The following is a 21,435-nucleotide window of genomic DNA, read 5'->3' on the forward strand; positions in this document are numbered from 1 at the left end:
CACAGGGAGAGGAAGGGATACGATTGGGTTCTTTTAAAAAATGGAAACACGGTTTGTACACACTGATTGCGCTGGCTATGGTCTTGGTTGCGTTACCACGCATCTCGCTTGCAGGCGGTTTGAACTGGGTCAACGGCTTTGGGATAGTATGGGTACTTTTTGCGCTGCTAGTCATCGGGGCGAACATGCATTTTTTGCTGGGTGTGGATGAGGAAAAGCGCAAAACGCTGGAGCGTGTGCGGCGGGCCAAAATGCAGCAGTGGCAGATGAAATGGGATAAAAAAGCTGACAAAGGCAGCATGCAGTGAGTTTTTTTCAGCTTGTCCTGGCTTGCCCCCCAGATTACAAATCAATCATAGTAAGAAGCGGTCCTTGTAATAGAGGGGATCGCTTTTTTGCTATTTCCGAAGCAGAAAACTCAAAATGAACAAAGGTCTAAAATAAAGGGATTTTGTGCTATAATAGATACAGAATGATACAGATTGAACGTTGGGGGTGTAACAGAGTTGGACGGGCTAGATGAAACAGTTACGAAGCATGAGCAGCTATTGCGACATATCGAGCAGTTGAAAATAGGCTCCAAAATTTCTGTGCGCAGGTTGGCTAAAGAAATGAGCGTCAGCGAAGGAACGGCCTATCGGGCCGTGAAGGAAGCCGAGAACCTGGGAATTGTCATTACCAAGGAACGGATCGGAACAGTACGAGTGGAGAAGCGCCCGCGCGGCTTGTCCGAACAGCTGACCTTTGCAGATGTCGTGAATATTGTAGAGGGACATGTGCTGGGCGGAAGTGAGGGGCTGGAGAAGCCCTTGCACAAGTATGTGATCGGAGCGATGCGCGAGGAAGCTATGGCCCGTTATATTGACGCTGGCAGTTTGCTGATCGTAGGTAACCGTGAGGATGCGCATTCACTTGCATTGGAGCAGGGGGCAGGTGTGCTGATTACAGGGGGATTTGGTACGAGCCGAGAGGTTAAGCAGCTCGCAGACAAGATCAGTCTGCCGATTATTTCCTCACGCCATGATACTTTTACAGTGGCATCTATGATTAATAGAGCCATATTTGACCGCTTGATCAAAAAGAAAATTATGCTGATTGAAGACATTGCGGCAGGCAAACCGAAAACGTTGACCTTGAAAATCAACAGCACGCTTACCGAGTTTGAAGAACTTTCGGTGACGACCGGACATCATCATTTTGCAATAGTGGATGAATGGAATCGTTTAATTGGTATCGTCAGCCGCAAAGATGTAGAGGGGCTTCAACCTGAGCATACGATGGATAAATGTCTGATCCGCAATCCGATAACGGTCACCTACCAGACCTCGCTGGCTTCAGCCGCGCAAATGATGGCGTGGGAAGGTGTGGATTACTTGCCGGTCGTGGACCGCAACCGCAAGCTGCTCGGGTCCGTTACACGGCGTGAGGTGCTGGAGGCACTGCGTAACGCCCAAAAGCAGCCACAACTTGGCGAGACGTTCGACCAGCTGATCTGGAACGGGTTTGCTGAAGAGCGTAATGAGGATGGATCGTTATTTTTCCGCGGTTTTATCATTCCGCAGATGGCGACCAATTTAGGTACGATCTCGGAAGGCGTACTGGTCAACGTGATGACACAAGCGGGCTACCGGGCAGCTAGAGACATGACCGGCAAGGATTATGTGCTGGACAATTTGACGACTTATTTTATTAGACCCGTACAGATAGAGGATGCTGTCGTTCTTCGTCCGTTGTTGCTTGAGATGAGTCGCCGCACCTGCAAGCTAGAAATTGCAATTTCACGGGAAAATCATTTGGTATGCAAAGCAGTGATGACGCTTCAATCCATTGAACATGGTTAGTCTACCAATGGATTGGAGCAAGGTGTGAAGTCGAATAGATCGACTTAGTGGCTTTCAGGCAGTCTTTCTTTTGCTTCTAGCCAAATTTGCAGCACACCTTCCATTACAAGCATCGTTTTGACCTGGATCGTATACTCCTTGTCACGAACGGTGTATTTTTTTTGGTGCAGCAACATACGTACCAGCTTGCTGTCAGAGTCAATCTCAAACATATCTCTGCCACGCAGCACCTCCAGATCACGACTGACACGGCGCAGAAGTTCCTTTAGGTTGATAGAATCAATTTTTTCGGCCGAAGCTTCCTCCGGAATCAGCTTGATTTCTTTGACAACGGTTTGGCGCTTGCTGTATTTGCGCAATGTTTTGTTGTCCTCCTCGGCTTGCTGGAGCTGGAATTGAAGATCCTGATTGTTCGTCCATAGGTGATTGAAGCTGGCATGCCAGATGGCATTGTAGATCATTCCTCCCGTAATCATACCGAGTACAAAGACGGAGGATAATTGCATAAAAGGGCGCAGGCGCTCAAAAGGGGGGACTCTCATAGTCGTTTCACCTCACGGTCGTCCGTTGCCGCATACCCACTTGACCAGCTCTGCACCCATATGAGCGCCTAAAAAGGCGAAAATCAAATACAATATCTGCTTAATGGCAGGTGACAAATTACCATCCAACATATTGCTTTCAATGACCCGGATCGGGTCCATCGTCCCCCCCACAGCGGCGGCAAGCGCCCATATTTTAATTCTTCCAGCAACCTCCAGCATTGTCTGGGTAGGCGGCTGAAGCGATACCACAGCTCCCATTCCGCCGAGCATGGCTCCCCCGAGCACGATGCCGAAGGCAATGAAGAAGTCGAGAATCGCTTTGGATATAAAAGTGCTCATGCTCTTTTCCTCCTTAGGTATACGAATCAGGACCGCGCTTGTCCGCCGAGGTCTGTACTTTTATTCTATGGGCGCTACTAACGCGGATATGATAAAATAGTTTGAAGAAAATCAAGCGGTGAAAGGAAGAGAAGCGCATGAGTTCATTTGTGCATTTGCATGTTCATAGCGAGTACAGCCTGCTGGACGGCGCGGCTCGTACCGCGGAGTTGGTCAAACAGGCATCAGCTTACGGAATGAAGGCGCTGGCCCTTACAGATCACGGGGTCATGTACGGTGCCATTCCTTTTTATAGAGCGTGTGTAGAAAACGGCATTAAGCCGATTATCGGGTGTGAGGCCTATATGACGGCAGGATCGCGCAAGGAGCGTGGCAGCCGGAAGGATCAGCCCATATATCATTTAATTTTGCTCGCCAAAAATAAAACAGGCTATCAAAATCTGATGAAGCTGTGCTCCATCGGCCATTTGGAGGGCTTTCACTACAAGCCGCGCATCGACATGGAGGCTTTGGCTGCCCATCATGAAGGCATCATATGCCTGAGCGCTTGTTTGGGCGGTGAAGTGCCACAGCATTTACTGCATGGTCGGGAAGCTGAAGCACGACGAGCAGCGGAGCGATATCGTAACATTTTTGGCGATGATTTTTATCTGGAACTCCAGGATCATGGTCTTTCGGAGCAAAAACGTGTAAATCCTCTCTTGATCGCACTGGCGAAGGAACTGGATATTCCACTGGTGGCGACGAATGATGTGCATTACTTGACTGAGCCAGATGCAGACGTGCAGGACGTTCTGATCTGTATCGGGACAGGGAAGACAGTTGACGATGAGGAGCGCTTGCGTATACCAACACGTCAGTTGTATCTGAAAAGTCAGGAGGATATGGCTCGCTTATTCCCACATGTGGCAGAAGCCATCGCCAACACGGTGCGTATTGCTGAAAAATGCGAACTGGAGCTGGAATTCGGTCAATCCATTTTACCTGAATATCGTCCACTGCCGGAAGGAATGACCTCTTCGTCCTATTTACGCAATTTGTGCGTGCAAGGGCTGGAGCGTCGCTATGGAAGCGATCCCGGATGGGAGCAGCCGGAGGAACGGGAAAGGCTGAACCAACGACTGAACTATGAGTTAAATACCATTGACAGTATGGGTTTCAGCGATTATTTCCTGATTGTATGGGATTTTATTGCCTTCGCTCATAAGCATAAGATTGCAACGGGACCGGGGCGGGGTTCCTCAGCAGGCAGTTTGGTTGCCTATGTGCTTAACATCACGAATGTCGATCCGATGAAATACAACCTGCTCTTTGAACGGTTTCTGAATCCCGAACGAATTAGTATGCCGGATATAGATATTGATTTTAGTGATGAACGGCGTGACGAGGTTATCGACTATGTAGTGCAGAAGTACGGAAATGAGCATGTAGCGCAAATTATTACCTTTGGAACGCTGGCGGCAAGAGCCGCTGTCCGTGACGTCGGTCGTGTATTGAACGTGCCATATGGCGAGGTGGACAAGGCAGCCAAGCTGATTCCGGCGCAGCTAGGCATTAATATCCGTCATGCGTTGGAAATTACCCCGGAGCTGAAAACGCTATATGAAACGAAGCCTAAGACACGTGAACTGCTGGATATGGCGATCAAGGTTGAAGGAATGCCTCGTCATGCTTCGACACATGCAGCAGGTGTTGTCATTTCGCGGACTCCATTGACCGATGCGGTTCCGCTTCAAGAGGGGAGCGAAGGGGTACCTTTGACGCAGTACTCGATGGAAAATCTAGAGCGCATTGGTTTGCTTAAAATGGATTTCCTCGGGCTGCGTACGCTCTCCATTATTGAACGGTGCATACACTGGATTGCGGAAGACCATGAAGAAACGCCTGATTTTAGCCGTATTCCCGATAATGATCCGCATACCTATGACTTGCTGGGCAAAGGAGATACAGGAGGCGTATTCCAGCTGGAGTCGGCCGGTGTACGCCGGGTACTCAAGGATTTGAAGCCGAGTGTATTCGAGGATATCATTTCTGTCCTGGCTTTGTATCGTCCGGGCCCGATGGGCTTTATTCCTAACTTTATACAGGCCAAGCATGGTCAGATTGAGATTATTTATCCGCATCCTGACCTGGAACCGATCTTAAAGGATACGTACGGTATTATTGTGTATCAGGAGCAAATCATGCAGATTGCTTCACGCATGGCGGGTTTTTCCCTGGGAGAAGCCGATCTGTTGCGCCGGGCTGTGTCCAAGAAAAAGCGCGAAGTGCTGGATCTGGAGCGCGGGCATTTTGTCGAAGGCAGTATCAAGCAGGGATACACGGAGGAGGAGGCCGGAAGGGTTTACGATATGATTGTCCGTTTTGCTGACTACGGCTTCCCACGTGCCCATGCAGCTGCTTATGGTGTGCTAGCATTTCAGACGGCTTATTTAAAGGCCCATTATCCGGTACAATTTATGGCTTCAATGCTAACAGCGGTGATGGGAAGTCATCGGAAAGTGGCTGAATATGTCGTCGAATGCCGTCGTATGGATATCGCAGTGTTGCCACCTGATGTGAATGAGAGCGGGGTGCTGTTTACTCCGTTACAGCAGGGAGGCATCCGCTTCGGCCTGGCTGCGATTAAAAATGTCGGCACACAGGCGATGGAGAGCATTCTCGCTGTGCGCAAGGAACGGCCTTTCGACAGCCTGCTCGATTTTTGTCGACGTGTCGATTTACGGGTATGTAATAAAAGAGTAATTGAATCGCTTATTCAGGCAGGGGCCTTTGATTCGTTGACGGGTCATCGGGCACAGTTGCTTGCTATGCTGGATGAAACGGTGGATGCAGCCGTCAAATGGCGCAAGGAACGGGATGACTTGCAAATTGATATGTTTGGTTTTGTGGAAATGCCCAATTGGGATATCGAATATCCCAATGTACCCCAATTCAGCGCCAGCCAGCAATTAGAGCTGGAACGTGAACTGCTGGGACTGTATTTATCGGGGCATCCGTTGGATGATTTTGAGTCGCTGTTGGAAAGTAGCGAGGCGGATCGTTTGATGGAGCTGGGCGATGTCCCAGATGAAACGATTGTTGTGACTGCTGGCATGGTAGTGTCACTCAAAACGATTACGACCAAGCAGGGTAAGGCAATGGCCTTTATTGAACTGGAGGATCAGATTGAGCGCTGTGAGGTTGTGCTGTTTCCTGAGGTATGGAAGCGAAGCCAGCAGTGGATTGAAAAGGGAGCTTTGCTTACGCTTCGAGCCAAGATGCAGCAGCAGGACGAGCACTTCAAGCTCCTTGCGGATGAGACCGCCCCGCTGGCCGAAGACTCACTGGCACGGCTCCTCCAGCGCCGACGTGCCAGTACGCGCTCGTCCGCCATAGCTGGAGCATCCGTACCAGCTGCTGGCGGTCCAGGCGGAAGAGCGTCACGTGTGTCGCCCCCGCCTTCGGCAGCCCATGCATCTGCTTCGCCTCAGCCGAAGGCGGCCCGTCCCGTGACGGCTGCTTCACCGCGCGGAGCCGAAGCTGTTCGCGGTGAGCAGGTGCCGGGCCCGCGCAACTCGGAGCCAACCACTCGTCAGCGGGTGTTTGTCAAAATCACCCGCCAGGCCGAGGAGGACGCCAGCTTGCTGGTCAGTCTCAAGGCACTGCTACAGGAGCATCCCGGTGCTATGCCTACCGTACTTTTTTATGAGAGCAACCAGCGTCTGCTGGCGTTGAGCGATGCTTACAACATTAAGCCTTCTCCTCAGCTTTTTGATCAAATGGAGTCGATGTTGGGTGAAGGCACGGTGAAAGTCAAATGATAGGCACACAGTAAACTGCCCTTATTGTAACGGTTTAATGAACATTTTCCTTTCCTCCCGCATACACTTGGAAAACTGGCGGAACAGGAGATTCAACACGTACCCTGCACCATAAGGTCCCGTACGGTGAAAGAATAGAACTGCACGGTGAAAGCGGGAGGGAAATTATGTCCTATGAATATGCAGAAACTTTGTTAAATCGCAGAGGCATTCGGATCGAGTCCATTGCGGACATTGTTTATCAGCTTCAGCTAAAATATTATCCTCATTTGACGATGGAAGAATGTATAGACAGTGTCAAAGCGGTTTTGCAAAAACGTGAGGTTCAATATACGTTGCTCACAGGTATTGCGCTTGATGAGCTGGCCGAAAAAAAACTTCTTCCCCAGCCATTGCAAGCCATTATGGAGGCTGACGAACCGCTGTATGGAGTGGACGAGACACTGGCTCTTGGAATTACGAGTGTGTACGGCATGATTGGCTTAACCAGTTTTGGTTACCTGGATAAGGAAAAGACGGGGATTATTGAACAGCTGAACCAAAAAGGCAGTGGTATTCATGTGTTTTTAGACGATCTTGTCGCTGGACTGGCTGCCGCTGCTTCTTCGCGCATTGCACATCGGAGCCTCCATGCCAAGCACTATCCTGCATCATTGGACGCTTAATTGACCTGTGTAAACAGAGTTGATGATTTTCTAGGCCCTCCGACGGAACTTGAATGATCAGGAGGGCTTTTGTTGCGGGAAAAAAGTAAGGTATGTTATCATGAGTCTATTATATGGGCTCAAAACTTGAGGCTTAGGGGGTAGAAACAAGGCATGTGGACGGTGATTTATATTGCACCGACGGCCAGACTGGCTGACATGATTAAGCTCAAACTGTCTGAAGAAGGTTTTATGGTGCAGGCCCGGGCCATCAGCGCATCCAAGCAACAGTTTGAGATACTTGTGCCTTCGGGTGAAGTCGAAGAAATTCAGGAAGTGCTTAATTCGATTTTGCGCCCTTGAGTCCGGAACGGCGGAAGTGATACAGCAGCATGGGTGGAACAAAGGATGCACGATCGGCGGTAATGTTTTAGTAACAGGCGTTGACGTGTGTATGAACATAATGCTTAGAGGTGCCGCATAGACGGCAGAGGACCTTGTATCGGTTACGGCTGACAAATAAACGGCTGGAGAGGTGTAGTTGTGTTTAAAGATTTATTCCAAAAGAAGCGTAAATACGCGACCATCCCTTCGGAACGGGCGCTGAGCGGCGATCAAGCGGACATGCCGGATCGTCCCAAACGGGAAATTCCCGAAGGTCTTATGACCAAATGTGGCAAGTGCGGAAGTATTCAATACAGCAAAGAACTAGAGAAAAATTTGAAAGTGTGTCCGGTGTGCGGATACCATATGCGTTTGAATGCAATGGATCGTATTCGCATGGTGCTCGACGAAGACACGTATACGGAATATGATGCCGATATGATTTCGGTTGACCCGCTGGACTTTCCAGGATATGCGAGCAAGCTGGAGCAACAGACCCTGAAATCTGGCTTGCGAGAGGCTGTCGTTACAGGCGACGGCCTTATTTATGGACATCCTGTTGTCGTTGCTGTGATGAGCTTTGACTTTTTTACTGGCAGTATGGGTTCGGTCGTAGGAGAGAAAATTACCCGCGCCATTGAGCAAGCAATAGACAAGCGTCTGCCACTAATTATTTTCTCAACTTCCGGCGGGGCACGTATGCAGGAAAGTATTTTAAGCTTGATGCAGATGGCCAAAACAAGTGCTGCTCTTGCTCGTCTGGATGAGCAGGGCTTGCTCTATATTTCTGTTATCACCGACCCGACTACAGGCGGAGTATCCGCCAGCTTTGCTACGCTTGGAGATATTAATATTGCGGAGCCAGGAGCTGTATTCGGCTTTGCAGGGCGTATTGTAATTGAACAGACAATCAGACAGAAGTTGCCGGATGATTTTCAAACATCCGAATTTAATTTGCAGCATGGACAATTGGATATGGTTGTACACCGCAAGGAACTGCGTGATACCCTCGGGCAACTGCTTGATCTGCACAGTGTGAAAGGGGTGGAATAGATGGCTGGTGAATTGCCTTATGAAAAGCCCCTGGTCGAGATGCGACAGAAGATCGAAGAACTCAAGCAATTCGGACAGGATAAGCAAATTGATTTTACAGATGAAATCAACCGTCTCGAGGACCGTTATCTCGAGATGGAAGAAGAAATATATTCGAACATTACAGCACCACAAAAAATGCATTTGGCCCGTCATCATCAAAGACCAACGTCTCTTGATCTGATTGAGCAGGTGTTTACGGACTTTATTGAATTACACGGCGACCGCTTGTTTGGAGACGATCTGGCGGTTGTGGGCGGAATTGCCAAGCTAAATGGTATTCCGGTGACCGTCATTGGTCAACAGCGTGGTAAGGATACGAAAGATAACATTGCACGTTTTTTTGGTAGTGCTCATCCGGAAGGATTTCGTAAAGGCTTGCGTCTTATGCAGCAGGCTGATAAATTCAAACGCCCTATTATTACATTCATTGATACGAAGGGCGCTTATCCGGGTAATACAGCAGAGGAGAGAGGTCAATCGGAAGCGATTGCCCGCAACTTGCGGGAGATGGCAAAGCTTTCGGTGCCTGTTATTTGTGTGGTCATCGGCGAGGGTGGAAGCGGCGGTGCGCTTGCGTTTGCAGTCGGTAACCGTGTGCTGATGCTGGAACATGCCATTTATTCGGCCATTTCTCCAAACGGTGCTGCCTCGATTCTATGGAAAGATGCTTCCAAGGCCGATCAGGCAGCTGAAGCCATGAAGATTACGGCTAATGACCTCCTGCGCATGGAAATTATCGAGGATATTGTGCCGGAGCCGAAAGGGGGCGCGCATCGTAACTATGAAGTGACCGCTGCCGCAATCAAGGAGCTATTGGAACGTCATTTGGCAGACCTTACGAATATGAGCTGCGATGAATTGAGGGAAGATCGGTATCAAAAATTCCGAAAAATAGGTCAATACACCTTCTTGAAGCCTTCGGAATCTGAGCCTATGTTGTAATACGCTGTAAACGGGTAACAATAAATATGACGAACTTCCTATACAAATAGGAAAAAGTGTAGTAGATTTAATTGTTGGAAAAAGATATAAAGAGTAGCACCTTTGAAAACGGAGGAAAAACCCAAATGCGCAAAACTAAGATTGTATGTACCATCGGTCCTTCCAGTGAGTCATTGGAAAATGTGAAGAAACTGATTTTGGCTGGTATGAACGTAGCCCGCCTGAATTTCTCTCACGGTGATTTCGAGGAGCATGGCAACCGGATTAAAAACATCCGTCAAGCTTGTAAGGAGCTTAACAAAAACGTTGCTATTTTGCTCGATACGAAGGGGCCGGAAATCCGGACAGGAAAGCTCGAAGTTGAACCTATTGAGCTTGTTCAGGACGAGTTCATTACGCTGACAACGGAAGAAATTCTCGGTACGCAAGATCGTATTTCTATTACGTACAAAGATCTTCCCTCGGACGTGGAGCCCGGCTCCACCATTCTGATCGACGATGGTCTGATTGGACTCACTGTTATTGAAGTATCAGGCACCGAAATCAAATGCCGCATTGTTAATGGCGGAACCATCAAAAGCAAGAAGGGCGTTAACGTTCCTGGCGTCGCTATTTCTTTGCCTGGTATTACGGAAAAAGATGCTAATGATATCATTTTCGGTATTGAGCAGGACATTGATTTCATCGCGGCTTCTTTTGTTCGTAAAGCAAGTGATGTGTTGGAAATCCGCGAATTGCTGGCGAAACACAACGCAAGTCATATTCAAATCATCTCCAAAATAGAAAATCAGCAAGGTGTTGACAACCTGGATGAAATTTTGGAAGCTTCGGATGGCCTGATGGTTGCTCGTGGCGACCTCGGTGTGGAAATTCCTGCTGAAGAAGTGCCTCTGGCGCAAAAATTGATGATTAACAAATGTAATGTAGCTGGCAAGCCTGTTATTACGGCAACACAAATGCTGGATTCCATGCAACGTAACCCGCGTCCGACTCGTGCGGAAGCAAGTGACGTAGCGAATGCTATTTTTGACGGAACAGACGCAATTATGCTGTCCGGCGAAACAGCTGCGGGTAAATATCCGGTAGAATCCGTATTGACGATGTCACGTATTGCAGAAAAAGCTGAGTCTTCTCTGAACTACCGTGATTTGTTCAAAAAACAAAGAACGGCTCAAGAAATTAGTATCACAGAAGCAATCAGCCAATCCGTTTCTATTTCTGCACTTGACCTGCATGCCAAAGCGATCCTGACGTCCACACAAAGCGGAACAACGGCGCGTATGATCTCTAAATACCGTCCAGAAGCTCCGATTGTCGCTGTTACAACACAGGAAAGAACAGTTCGCCGTTTGGCTCTGATCTGGGGTGTACATGCAGTACAAGGCAGACCAATTGTTGACACAACAGACAGTCTGTTTGACAACGCGCTGGAAGGTGGTCGCAAATCTGGCCTCGTTAAAGAGGGCGATTTGGTTGTGATTACTGCAGGCGTACCTCTTGGTGATTCCGGTTCTACGAACCTGATCAAAATTAGCTGCGTTCCGGCGCAAGCGTAATTAAAGTCTCGAAATAATACCGAGGCTGTATGTATTCGTTACAACACGCAAAAGAGCATTCAAGTCAATAAGACTTGGATGCTCTTTTTTTATGTTCTCTAGCTGTTCATTTCCAGTCCTTCTCGTCTTATGAAATCAAGGAATGCCTGTTGCATCAAGTTCATGTGTATATCTTGTTGGTACACGATGTTTATTTGATAATGGCTCTTTTTGTTATCAGCCTCGGGATAAGGAAGCCATTCCACCGAGGGAACAGCATTTTCATTATTATCGACTCCACTTGCAGGAAAGAAGGCAAGCGCTTCTCCGCCGCTTACGACTTGCTTTACCGCTTCCCAAGAGTTGATTTCCAGATGAGGGTTAACTAGCGAAGAATACTGATCTACAACTGATGAACCGCTATATTTTACCCATGTGTGCTTGCCCAGCATATCGGGTCCATCGAACTCCTCTGATTTGGATGCAGGTGCAAGTGCAGATGCAGAACGGATAACTCCTACTTGATCTGAAGTCACTGGCTCTGCCACCGTAAACTCTGGAAGAGAATCTCTATCGTCGAGAAAAGCAAAATCAATTTCTCCCTGTTTCAGTAGCTGCTTAATGGCATCCGGGGATTGAATCTCCAACTGTATACGACAATCTGGATATCGTTGAGCAAACTTAGCCATCAAAGCGGGGAGGAGATACGTACCTGATATCGACTCTGCACTCAGATGTAATTGACCCTGTGACTCTTCTGTCCATTCATCTACAGCTTGTCTAGCTTCTTGCTCCAGAGAGATGATCTGCTTTGCGTAAGGTAATAATTTTTTTCCAGCTTCCGTTAGCATAATCCTGCCTTGTTGAAGAGAGAATAGGGAAACACCCATTTCCTTTTCCAAGCTTTTCATATGAAAGCTGACGGTAGGTTGTTTAACTTGCAAAGCTTCGGCCACATCCGTCGCCTTATGGAATTTGTCGATCAGCATCAAGATACGCAATTTTAGAATATTCATGGAATCTAACAGCTCTCCTTATATGACATTCATATGTGAATTTCAAACTATAGATTAATTATATACCGAAAAATAATTTATCTATCAATATTTTATATTTGTTTTACAAAACCACGTCGTTCGTCTAACATTCCAGGCCTACAATGTAAAAGTGTTGATGGTCATAAATAAAAAACCGTCACTTAACTAAGGGGAGGACAATAAAAAATGTTGAAAAAATGGCCGTTCATTCTGATGACTCTCACCATGGTATTTGCACTTGCAGCTTGCGGATCAGGTAACAATGCTGCACCACAAGGAGAAGCTGCTACAGGAACAGACAATAAAGCAGCTGCTGAACTGACAGGAAATATTCTGGCTGTTGGCTCCACTGCACTTCAACCATTGGTAGAGCAAGCGGGACAAAAATTTATGGCTGTCGATAAATATAAAGGCATTGCAGTTCAAGTACAGGGCGGCGGTAGCGGTACTGGCTTGACTCAGGTTTCCGGCGGACAAGCGGACATCGGTAACTCCGACGTGTTTGCAAAAGAAAAACTGGAGAGCGGCGCAGATGAGCTGGTCGATCACCAAGTAGCTGTTGTAGCCATGTCAGCGGTAGCGAATCCTAAAGTAGGCGTTACAGACCTGAAAAAAGATCAATTGGTACAAATCTTTACAGGTAAAATCACGAACTGGAAAGAAGTTGGCGGTGCAGATCAAAAAATCGTTATCGTAAACCGTCCAAGCAGCTCCGGTACTCGTGCAACATTTGAAAAATACGCATTGGGACAAAAAACGGAAGATCTGCCGGGCTCCATTCAAGAAGATTCCTCCGGTACTGTGAAAAAGCTGATTGCTGAAACACCGGGTGCGATTGGTTATCTGGCTCTGTCCTACATCGACAACACAGTAACTACTTTGAAATACGATGGCGTTGAAGCTAACGTTGAAAATGTAGAACAAGGTAAATATCCAGTATGGGCTTACGAGCATATGTACACTAAAGGTGAGCCAAAAGAGCATGTGAAAGCATTCCTGGACTACATTCTGTCTGATGAAATCCAAAAAACGGATGTCGTAGACTTGGGATACATTCCAGTAGCAGGCATGCAAGTGAAACGTGATGCTGACGGTAATATCACGAAATAAGGAGAGCCACAACCTCCTGTTCGGATGAACGCAGCTAACGCGAGTATATTCACGAAGAAGAGGCGGACTAGCGTCCGGCCTCTATTCTTCGGTTAAAGGAGTTACAGTATGGAACCAATTGAAGGGAAGGCATACATGGAACAGAATAAACGATCCCGAGTTATGAAAGAAAGACATTACTGGGAAGAATGGACCGGCCGCATATATACGTCGGTTTGTGTCGTTTTTTTAGTTGCGGTCATTGTCTCCATCGTATATTTTGTTGCCTCCAAAGGTGTAGCTACATTTGCGGTGAATGGAGTCAGTCTGCGAGAGTTTTTCTTTGGAACCAAATGGAGCCCGGATGGCGAGCCTAAGTCCTTCGGCGCGCTTCCGTTTATTACGGGTTCTTTTGCAGTAACCATACTGGCGGCTTTAATTGCCAGTCCGCTCAGCTTATGTGCCGCTTTATTTATGACGGAAATCGTGCCGAAATCGGGTAAACGTATCCTTCAACCCGCGATTGAATTATTATCCGGTATTCCGTCTGTTGTATATGGCTTTGTTGGCTTGACCGTGATCGTCCCGCTGCTGCGGAACGTGTTTGGAGGACAAGGTATCGGCATTCTGGCAGGCTGCCTAGTGTTGTCAGTCATGATTTTGCCGACGATTACGAGTATTATGGCGGATGCGTTGTCTTCCTTACCGGGGGGGCTGCGTGAATCCTCTTATGCTTTGGGTGCTACCCGCTGGCAGACAATTGCCCGTGTTATTATTCCGACGCTGTTGCCTGCTCTTTTAACAGGAATTATTCTCGGTATGGCTCGTGCCTTCGGAGAAGCGTTGGCTGTACAGATGGTAATCGGGAATGCTCCGCATATACCGCATTCCTTGCTGGAATCCGCTTCGACCTTGACCAGCGTCATTACACTTAGCATGGGGAATACAGCAATGGGCTCCGTTCATAACAATGCTCTCTGGAGCATGGCGCTTGTTCTTCTGCTCATGACATTCATTTTCGTGCTGCTGGTAAGGCTGCTTGAAAGGAGAAACCGGGTTTGATGAAAGCTAAAACGACCGACAAGATCGCTACATTTGTAATCTGTTTCTTCGCCTTGTTCATTGTTGCACTTTTGGTGGGATTACTGGGCTTCATTTTGGCCCGCGGAGTCAGTCATATTTCTTTTGACTTTTTAACCAGTGCTCCCCAAACATTACGTGCAGGCGGTGGCATTGGCCCACAACTATTTAATTCCGTATTTTTGTTAATCTTAACTTTGATTATCACCATTCCGATTGGCTGGGGCGCAGGTATTTACATGGCGCAATATGCAAAGCCGGGGAAAATTACGGACTTTATACGACTTGTCGTCGAAGTATTGTCCTCGTTCCCGTCTATCGTCATCGGATTATTTGGACTACTACTTATCGTAAATACGTTTGATTTTGGCTTTTCTCTCTTATCAGGAGCCTTGGCTCTAGCGGTATTCAACCTGCCGCTGATGGTTCGTACAACAGAACAGGCTTTTCGAGCTGTGCCGAAGGAGCAAAAGGAAGCTGGACTTGCGCTTGGATTGTCCAAGTGGAAAATTATCACCTCCATTTTGTTGCCAGCTGCGCTGCCAAGCTTGATTACGGGTACCATTTTGGCCGCAGGCCGTATTTTCGGGGAAGCCGCCGCATTGCTGTTTACAGCAGGGATGAGTACGCCGCCGCTTGATTTTACCGATTGGAATCCATTGCATGCCAGATCGCCTATTAACCCGATGCGACCTGCTGAAACATTGGCTGTTCATATTTGGAAGGTCAACAGTGAGGGAATTGCTCCTGACTCCAAAGATATTGCTGCAGGCGCTTCTGCCGTACTGGTGCTGCTTGTGCTTGCATTCAACTTGAGTGCAAGATGGTTCGGAAGAGTTGTATACCGCCGTCTGACAGCTGCCAAACGTATGGATTAGAAAGGGGATGGAGAACAATGGAACATGTGATTACGCGAACGGCAAAAACCGCCGCACCAGCAACATCCGTTCAGTCTACGCGTTCGGAACAGCTTGCGGGGCAACCGCCGCATCCGTTCAGTACTGAGGATTTGAGTATTTATTATGGCAGCTTTGAGGCTGTGAAAAAAGTGAATCTGGCCTTTCCCGAGCAGACAGTGACTGCCTTGATCGGGCCCTCCGGCTGCGGTAAATCGACCTTTTTGCGCTCCCTTAATCGGATGAATGATGAGATTGCGTCTTCCTCTACAACGGGGCACATCTGGATGGATGGACAGGATTTGACGGCACCGGAAACGGACGTGATCAAGCTGCGTCAGCAAATTGGCATGGTGTGGCAGCGTCCCAACCCTTTTTACAAATCCATTTACAATAATATCGCCTTCGGTCCCAAATACCGTGGGGTGCGCAAGAAGAAGCAGCTTGATGAAATCGTCGAAAGCAGCCTACGTAAAGCAGCATTATGGGATGAGGTCAAGGATCGCCTTCACGACTCCGCTCTGGCGCTGTCTGGCGGGCAACAGCAGCGGCTTTGCATTGCACGTGCACTATCCGTTCAACCGAAAATTCTATTGCTTGACGAGCCAGCCTCCGCGCTGGACCCTGTGTCTACAGGCAAGGTAGAAGAGCTCATTACTGAATTAAAAAAGGAACTGCGCATCGTTATTGTGACGCACAATATGCAGCAGGCTGCACGGATTTCCGATTATACTGCTTATTTTTATATCGGAAGTCTGGTTGAGCATGGGAAAACGAATGATATTTTCACGAATCCTGAAAATGAGCTGACTCAGGAGTACATCATGGGTCGATTTGGTTAAGCGATGTTGCTCATCGACCTATTTTATATTAGCTCCACGTAAAATCCTCTTACTAATCCAGCATTAGTAAGAGGATTTTTATTGTTTTCAACGTTTTGTAACTTTTTTAATCTATTAGTAAATTAAAATATATTGATCGTTTGGGTATATTTTCATATAATACAACTAACTATTTATGATGCATAAATAGTGGTTCAGTTCCCTTCGCTATCAAAAAGAATCTTCAGCAAGAATATATAGGTTTAAACTGAACGCAATTAACCAACTCAAAATAAGGGAGAGGTTCAAATGAAGAAGAAGATGTGTCCAACCGCAAAGATGATAGCGCTTTCAAGTTTGGCGATTACAGTAACGTCAGGACTCCTAAGTCCCTCATGGGCTGCGGCACAGGAGATGGTGCCGGCTACATATGATTCAGGACGTGAATCGGCGACTGCTTATGAACTTACCACAGATTCAGCTGTGGGACGGGACGTTTATGGTGGTGATGTAAATTCAGGTGTTTTGGATCGCGAGCAATTATTTGGGCTGTCGGCTGTGGCGAAGCCAACCGCTGTTGTGAATACAGACAGCCTCCTGAACAAAATGCGCGACTTTAGCAAGTTCTCAACGGGGAATACCTCAAAGGATACTACACTTGCCTTAAATATTGTATCCTGGCAATTACCACATGGCGGATTCTTCAAAGCTATGGAAAAAAATTATAAATCCAAATGGGATGGCAAAACTGCACGCTCCACATGGAAGAGCAAGGATGGTGTTGAGCTCGGAACGTTCGATAACGAGGCCACGACAACCGAGATTCGCTTTTTGGCGGATGTATACAAAAAAACAAAAAATAAAGACATTAAGAACAGTGTACAAAAAGCAATTGACTTCGTTCTAACCTCTCAATATTCCTCCGGTGGCTGGCCTCAGGTATACCCTAAACGTGGTAATTATTCCGATGCTGTAACTTACAATGATGATGCGATGGTCAGAGTTATGGTTTTGGCTGACGATATTGTGAACAAGAAGCAGCCGTTTGATAGCGATATTCTGGATAACGCTTACCGTTCCAGACTTCAGCAAGCACTAAACAAAGGTATCCAATACACAATTAAATCTCAAATTGTAAATAATGGTACACCAACAATCTGGGGTGCACAGCACGATCCAGTTACTTATGTATCGGTTGCTGCCCGGGCATTTGAGCTACCTTCCAAAACAACTACGGAATCAGTAGGCATTACTGCTTTTCTCATGTCCCAGCCGCAAACCGCTGAAGTGAAAAAAGCGGCTCAGAGCGCTTTGAAATGGTTCGACGCGAACCGAATCGACGGTATCAAATACAATCGTCAAGGTCCGGAGTTTTTCCAAAAGGACGCATCAAGCGTAATGTGGTATCGGTTCTATAATGTAGAAGACAACAAGTATTTCTTTTCAGATCGGGATGGCAAAAAGTATACTGACATCATGAAAATTAGTGAGGAAAGACGACTTGGTTACGCCTGGGCGGGAAGCCAGGCTAAGAGCTTGCTTAAGCTGGCTTCGGATAGCGGATATTATAAACTGTCCAAGCCGTTGCCACAATAATAAAGGCATTATTATATATGATTGGCGAGGGTGGACCGGTCGGTCTGCCCTCTTTTTGTTCCTGGCCTGTAAATATGGTTTAATGGAGAGAGGGCAAAATAGAGATAAAGATGCACAAAGATAGGAGAGCTTGTATGACTCAAGAGGAGAAACAAACGGAATTACGCTGGTATGGCGCACCGCTACGTGTCCGTTATCAGGAAAGCGACCAGATGGGGGTCGTATATCATGCAAATTATTTGAACTGGTTTGAGATCGGGCGCACCGAAATGATCCGGCAGGCGGGTTTTAACTATCGGAGCATGGAGGAACGAGGAGTCTTGCTGCCAGTTATTGAAATCAATGCGAAATATGCGAGTCCTGCTCGATATGATGATTTAATTACCATTTATACCGCAATTACGGACTTCTCCAGACTACGTCTAAACTATACCTATGAGGTTCGACGGGTAACAGACGATGAGCATCAAAGGTATCTGGGAAAGGTATGGACCCAGGCAGACACGCTGCCGGGAGAGCTGCTTGTCACAGGGATGACACGTCACGTATGGTTGAACACCGAATGGAAGCCTGTTCGACTAGATCAGGCACTACCTGAGCTGTACACTGCATTAAGGTTTGCTTTTACAGGCGGGGAGGGGCAGAAGTCATGATGATGCGTAAACGTCTGTGGCTGTTGCTGCTGCTCATTCCTTTGGTGGAGCTGTACGGGTTTATATGGGTAAGTCATTGGATTGGAGCGGGCAAAACGATTTTACTCATTATTCTGACGACCCTAATCGGGGCTGCCATGATGCAATTTGAAGGTCGTAAGGTGATTGCCGATGCGAAAAATGAAATGAACCGGGGGCAAATGCCCGGCCGTAAAATGCTGGATGGATTATGTGTCTTTTTCGGTGGGAGCTTGCTGCTTATCCCGGGATTTTTAACAGATATTATTGGTTTTACGTTGGTTTTCCCTTTAACACGAGCGTTGTACCGGCGCTTTTTATTGAAGTGGCTGGAGAAAAAAATGAAAAACGGCAGTATTACGTTTCGGCGGTTTTGACGTGAACTGCCGTTTTTCCTATCCATGATCTAGCGGACTCTTCCAGCGAGAATATAGTTGCGCAGGTCCTGAATGACATTCGCGCGATTCAGTGCATCAACGACAATGAGTGATACAGGTCCGATAATTAATCCTAAAACGCCAAATAGCTTGAGCCCGATGAACATACCGATGAGGGTGGGAAGCGGGTTCAAGCCCACGCTGCTGGCCAGCACCTTAGGCTCCACGATCTGTCGTCCAATCAACAGGATGATATAAAGGATCGACAATCCTACCCCTAGTGCCAAATTACCAGACATATACGCATACAGTATCCAAGGAATCATCACAATGCCAACCCCCAAATAAGGTAGCAAGTCCACCAGCCCGATCATCAAACCGATGGTAAAGGCGGATTCCACGCGCAATATGAACAGCCCAACAATGACTGTTAATGCCGTAATGGAGATGATAATAAACTGTGCACGCAAATAGCCGTACAGTGCTTTACGCAGATCGTGCCATATATCCGACAATGGTTTGCGAATCGTATCAGGAATCGTATTTGAGAGCATCCGACTATGTCGGTCCCAGTCCTTACTAATAAAAAAGGCTGCTAATACAATAACCATTATAACTGCTCCCATATTAGGCAGAGAGGTTAGCAAGTTCAAAACTCCATTAAAAAATTGAGCGACTAGCGTAGTGACAGCCGAACTCACGGTTTGAGTTGTCTTATCAATATTACTGTTAATGGTATGTTGATAATCCGGATTATCCCGGATAAAATGGTTAATTTCAATAATTACATTTTGAATCAAATCGCTTTGTGTCCAATCGATAAACAGACTTTTAAAACGCTCAATATGTCCGTCGAAAGTCATGGCCAACTTTATAACTTCTCGGACCATGCGGGTGATTGCTGCAGATAGGATAATTGCAATTCCACCTAAATATACAAATAATGAGACCGTGACAGCCGTCCAACGCGGCATACGGGCTTTGTTACGCAGAAAACTAACTAGTGGATTCATGGCATAAGCCACAAGCCAGGCGAATAGGAAAGGATAGATGAGAGGGAAAAGCGCATATATGCCCAGTAACAGAGCTACAATCACGATTGCCACCCATAGAGCACGAAATATGCGATTTAGGATTAACCGGCTCAAGCTCTCACGGCTCCTTTCTTTTACGATAGTTTTTCATAAAATAAATGCTCTACTATACATATGCGGGAAAGGGGGGAGACAAGACCTGTGTAAAAAAGTGCAAATAAATCAATATTTTTTGTAAGGGGTTTCAAAAATTTATTTATGGAAGCGATAAAACATTTGAATGTGTTGGAATAGCCCTCAATGTTCACATAAACGACAAAATCCAGTATAGTGAAAGAAGGTTTAAATATTGACATATGGCGTTAACATTACTCAGCTATTTAAAAGACATATCTTACTTTTGAAAATGTTTACATTGCAAGTCCGTTCACAATGTTTTTACAAAGGAGAGATGTAACGATGACAGCGACTAAAGGTCTGGAAGGGATCGTAGCGACCACTTCCTCCATAAGCTCTATCGTAGATGGCGTTCTCACGTACCGGGGTTATAACATTGATGATTTGGCTGTTAACGCCGATTTTGAAGAGGTAGCTTATTTGTTGTGGTTTGGAAAATTACCTGATAAAGAGCAATTGCAGGAGCTTCGCAACCAGTTAAGCGAATACGCTGCTATTCCGGATGAAATTGTTACTCAATTAAAGTTATACCCGAAAAATTTGAGCACGATGGCTGCCTTGAGGTCAGCCGTATCATCTCTCGCTTTGTATGACCCAGAAGCGGATGATATGTCGAGAGAGTCTAACGTGACTAAAACCGTCAAGCTTCAGGCGCAATTGCCTACCATTGTGGCAGCCATAGCACGTATACGCGAGGGCTTGGAGCCGATTGCGCCTAAAAAGGGGATTTCCATCGCTGAAAACTTTTTGTATCAGCTGACTGGCAAGGACCCGGAGGAGACGGCTATTAAAGCGTTCAATCAGGCTCTCGTGCTGCACGCCGATCATGAATTGAATGCTTCTACCTTTGCTGCGCGTGTAACGGTAGCCACATTGTCGGATATTTATTCCGGAATCACATCTGCTATTGGAGCTTTAAAAGGACCACTGCATGGTGGGGCCAATGAGGCTGTGGCCAAAACGCTGGAGGAGATTGGTGGTTTGGATCAGGTGGACTCCTATATTCAGGCGAAACTGGATAACCGCGAAAAAATTATGGGCTTTGGACACCGAGTCTATAAAAACGGTGATCCGCGTGCCAAGCACTTGCACAAAATGTCCCGCGAGCTGGGGGAAATGAATGGTGACACAACGTTGTTTGATATGTCAGTTCGAATTGAAGGAATTGTAACAGGGCAAAAAGGCTTGAAGCCCAATGTGGATTTTTATTCTGCCTCTGTGTATACCCAACTGGGTATCAAGAGAGATCTGTTTACACCTATTTTTGCTGTGAGTCGTGTATCCGGGTGGACTGCACACATTTTAGAGCAGTATGAAAATAACCGCCTGATTCGTCCTCGCGCCGAATATACAGGTCCAATGGATCAAAAATATGTATCACCAGAGTTGCGCTAACCCTTTGTCGAAGGAAGATTGAGGTTGTATACCCTGAATTTAAAAAATAAGGTACAATAGAGGGGACGACGAGAGATGTACGTTTTTGTCTGTGATAAAGATCATGTCTTTCGTCCTGTACCCATTCATATCTG

20 protein-coding genes are annotated in these 21,435 nt (G+C 46.9%); 16 read left to right on the forward strand and 4 right to left on the reverse strand.

The features are described 5' to 3' along the window. Positions 1-23 precede the first annotated feature (23 nt). Together KAI37_RS07820 and KAI37_RS07825 are read left to right on the forward strand one after the other, a co-directional pair. Positions 24-308 carry a hypothetical protein gene (locus KAI37_RS07820; RefSeq protein WP_013309579.1) on the forward strand — a complete coding sequence of 95 codons (285 nt, stop codon included), beginning with the start codon at positions 24-26 and terminating at the stop codon, positions 306-308. Between the two features lie 198 nt (positions 309-506). Then, positions 507-1,841 carry a DRTGG domain-containing protein gene (locus KAI37_RS07825; protein WP_013309580.1) on the forward strand — a complete coding sequence of 445 codons (1,335 nt, stop codon included), beginning with the start codon at positions 507-509 and terminating at the stop codon, positions 1,839-1,841. 44 nt (positions 1,842-1,885) lie between these two features. On the opposite strand, the gene KAI37_RS07830 is transcribed toward KAI37_RS07825, so the two are convergent. Both KAI37_RS07830 and KAI37_RS07835 read right to left on the reverse strand, forming a co-directional pair. Beyond that, complete coding sequence (locus KAI37_RS07830; RefSeq protein WP_220031025.1) at positions 1,886-2,383, reverse strand: sporulation membrane protein YtrI; 498 nt, start codon at positions 2,381-2,383, stop codon at positions 1,886-1,888. Positions 2,384-2,395: 12 nt separating this feature from the next. Further along, on the reverse strand, positions 2,396-2,725 hold the full coding sequence (locus KAI37_RS07835; RefSeq protein WP_013309582.1) for a YtrH family sporulation protein: 330 nt from the start codon (positions 2,723-2,725) through the stop codon (positions 2,396-2,398). 137 nt (positions 2,726-2,862) lie between these two features. On the opposite strand from KAI37_RS07835, the gene KAI37_RS07840 reads away from it, so the two are divergent. The 6 genes from KAI37_RS07840 (at position 2,863) to pyk (ending at position 11,149) form a co-directional block, all read left to right on the forward strand. Continuing rightward, positions 2,863-6,528: a DNA polymerase III subunit alpha gene (locus KAI37_RS07840; protein ID WP_220031026.1), complete on the forward strand. Its 3,666-nt coding sequence runs from the start codon at positions 2,863-2,865 to the stop codon at positions 6,526-6,528. Positions 6,529-6,695: 167 nt separating this feature from the next. Continuing rightward, on the forward strand, positions 6,696-7,193 hold the full coding sequence (locus KAI37_RS07845) for a phosphatidylglycerophosphatase A family protein (protein ID WP_071640160.1): 498 nt from the start codon (positions 6,696-6,698) through the stop codon (positions 7,191-7,193). Positions 7,194-7,346: 153 nt separating this feature from the next. Continuing rightward, positions 7,347-7,535, forward strand: a complete 189-nt coding sequence (locus KAI37_RS07850) for a hypothetical protein (RefSeq protein WP_013309585.1) — start codon at positions 7,347-7,349, stop codon at positions 7,533-7,535. Between the two features lie 180 nt (positions 7,536-7,715). Beyond that, positions 7,716-8,609, forward strand: coding sequence for an acetyl-CoA carboxylase, carboxyltransferase subunit beta (gene accD / locus KAI37_RS07855; RefSeq protein ID WP_071640161.1), 894 nt, complete (start codon positions 7,716-7,718; stop codon positions 8,607-8,609). Beyond that, on the forward strand, positions 8,610-9,593 hold the full coding sequence (locus KAI37_RS07860) for an acetyl-CoA carboxylase carboxyltransferase subunit alpha (RefSeq protein ID WP_013309587.1): 984 nt from the start codon (positions 8,610-8,612) through the stop codon (positions 9,591-9,593). 125 nt (positions 9,594-9,718) lie between these two features. Then, a complete protein-coding gene (gene pyk / locus KAI37_RS07865; protein WP_029516614.1) occupies positions 9,719-11,149 on the forward strand; it encodes a pyruvate kinase in 1,431 nt (476 codons plus the stop codon). Between the two features lie 98 nt (positions 11,150-11,247). Here the strand turns inward: pyk and KAI37_RS07870 are convergent, their stop codons facing one another. Then, positions 11,248-12,144, reverse strand: a complete 897-nt coding sequence (locus tag KAI37_RS07870; RefSeq protein WP_076292495.1) for a LysR family transcriptional regulator — start codon at positions 12,142-12,144, stop codon at positions 11,248-11,250. 207 nt (positions 12,145-12,351) lie between these two features. On the opposite strand from KAI37_RS07870, the gene KAI37_RS07875 reads away from it, so the two are divergent. The 7 genes from KAI37_RS07875 (at position 12,352) to KAI37_RS07905 (ending at position 18,695) form a co-directional block, all read left to right on the forward strand. After that, the gene (locus KAI37_RS07875; RefSeq protein ID WP_025722004.1) at positions 12,352-13,275 is read left to right on the forward strand and encodes a phosphate ABC transporter substrate-binding protein PstS family protein; all 924 of its coding nucleotides are present in this window, start codon (positions 12,352-12,354) and stop codon (positions 13,273-13,275) included. A 108-nt stretch (positions 13,276-13,383) separates the two neighbouring features. Further along, positions 13,384-14,316: a phosphate ABC transporter permease subunit PstC gene (gene pstC, locus KAI37_RS07880; protein WP_013370343.1), complete on the forward strand. Its 933-nt coding sequence runs from the start codon at positions 13,384-13,386 to the stop codon at positions 14,314-14,316. Further along, positions 14,316-15,212 carry a phosphate ABC transporter permease PstA gene (pstA, locus tag KAI37_RS07885; protein ID WP_023987910.1) on the forward strand — a complete coding sequence of 299 codons (897 nt, stop codon included), beginning with the start codon at positions 14,316-14,318 and terminating at the stop codon, positions 15,210-15,212. The genes pstC and pstA overlap by 1 nt, the downstream gene beginning before the upstream one ends. A gap of 17 nt (positions 15,213-15,229) precedes the next feature. Next, a complete protein-coding gene (pstB, locus tag KAI37_RS07890; RefSeq protein ID WP_023987911.1) occupies positions 15,230-16,072 on the forward strand; it encodes a phosphate ABC transporter ATP-binding protein PstB in 843 nt (280 codons plus the stop codon). Between the two features lie 288 nt (positions 16,073-16,360). Continuing rightward, entirely contained in the window at positions 16,361-17,647 is a 1,287-nt protein-coding gene (gene pelA, locus KAI37_RS07895; protein WP_220031027.1) for a pectate lyase, read from the forward strand. A gap of 134 nt (positions 17,648-17,781) precedes the next feature. Further along, entirely contained in the window at positions 17,782-18,300 is a 519-nt protein-coding gene (locus tag KAI37_RS07900) for an acyl-CoA thioesterase (RefSeq protein WP_023987913.1), read from the forward strand. Continuing rightward, a complete protein-coding gene (locus tag KAI37_RS07905) occupies positions 18,297-18,695 on the forward strand; it encodes an FxsA family protein (protein WP_025722001.1) in 399 nt (132 codons plus the stop codon). Before KAI37_RS07900 ends, KAI37_RS07905 begins: the two co-directional genes overlap by 4 nt. Positions 18,696-18,724: 29 nt before the next feature. Here the strand turns inward: KAI37_RS07905 and ytvI are convergent, their stop codons facing one another. After that, positions 18,725-19,843: a sporulation integral membrane protein YtvI gene (gene ytvI, locus KAI37_RS07910; protein WP_220031028.1), complete on the reverse strand. Its 1,119-nt coding sequence runs from the start codon at positions 19,841-19,843 to the stop codon at positions 18,725-18,727. 345 nt (positions 19,844-20,188) lie between these two features. Here ytvI and citZ point away from each other — a divergent pair, with 345 nt between their 5' ends. Beyond that, entirely contained in the window at positions 20,189-21,301 is a 1,113-nt protein-coding gene (citZ, locus tag KAI37_RS07915) for a citrate synthase (RefSeq protein ID WP_028542893.1), read from the forward strand. Positions 21,302-21,435: the final 134 nt, after the last annotated feature.

This window comes from Paenibacillus sp. S25, from assembly GCF_019454085.1.
Classification (GTDB): domain Bacteria; phylum Bacillota; class Bacilli; order Paenibacillales; family Paenibacillaceae; genus Paenibacillus; species Paenibacillus polymyxa_B.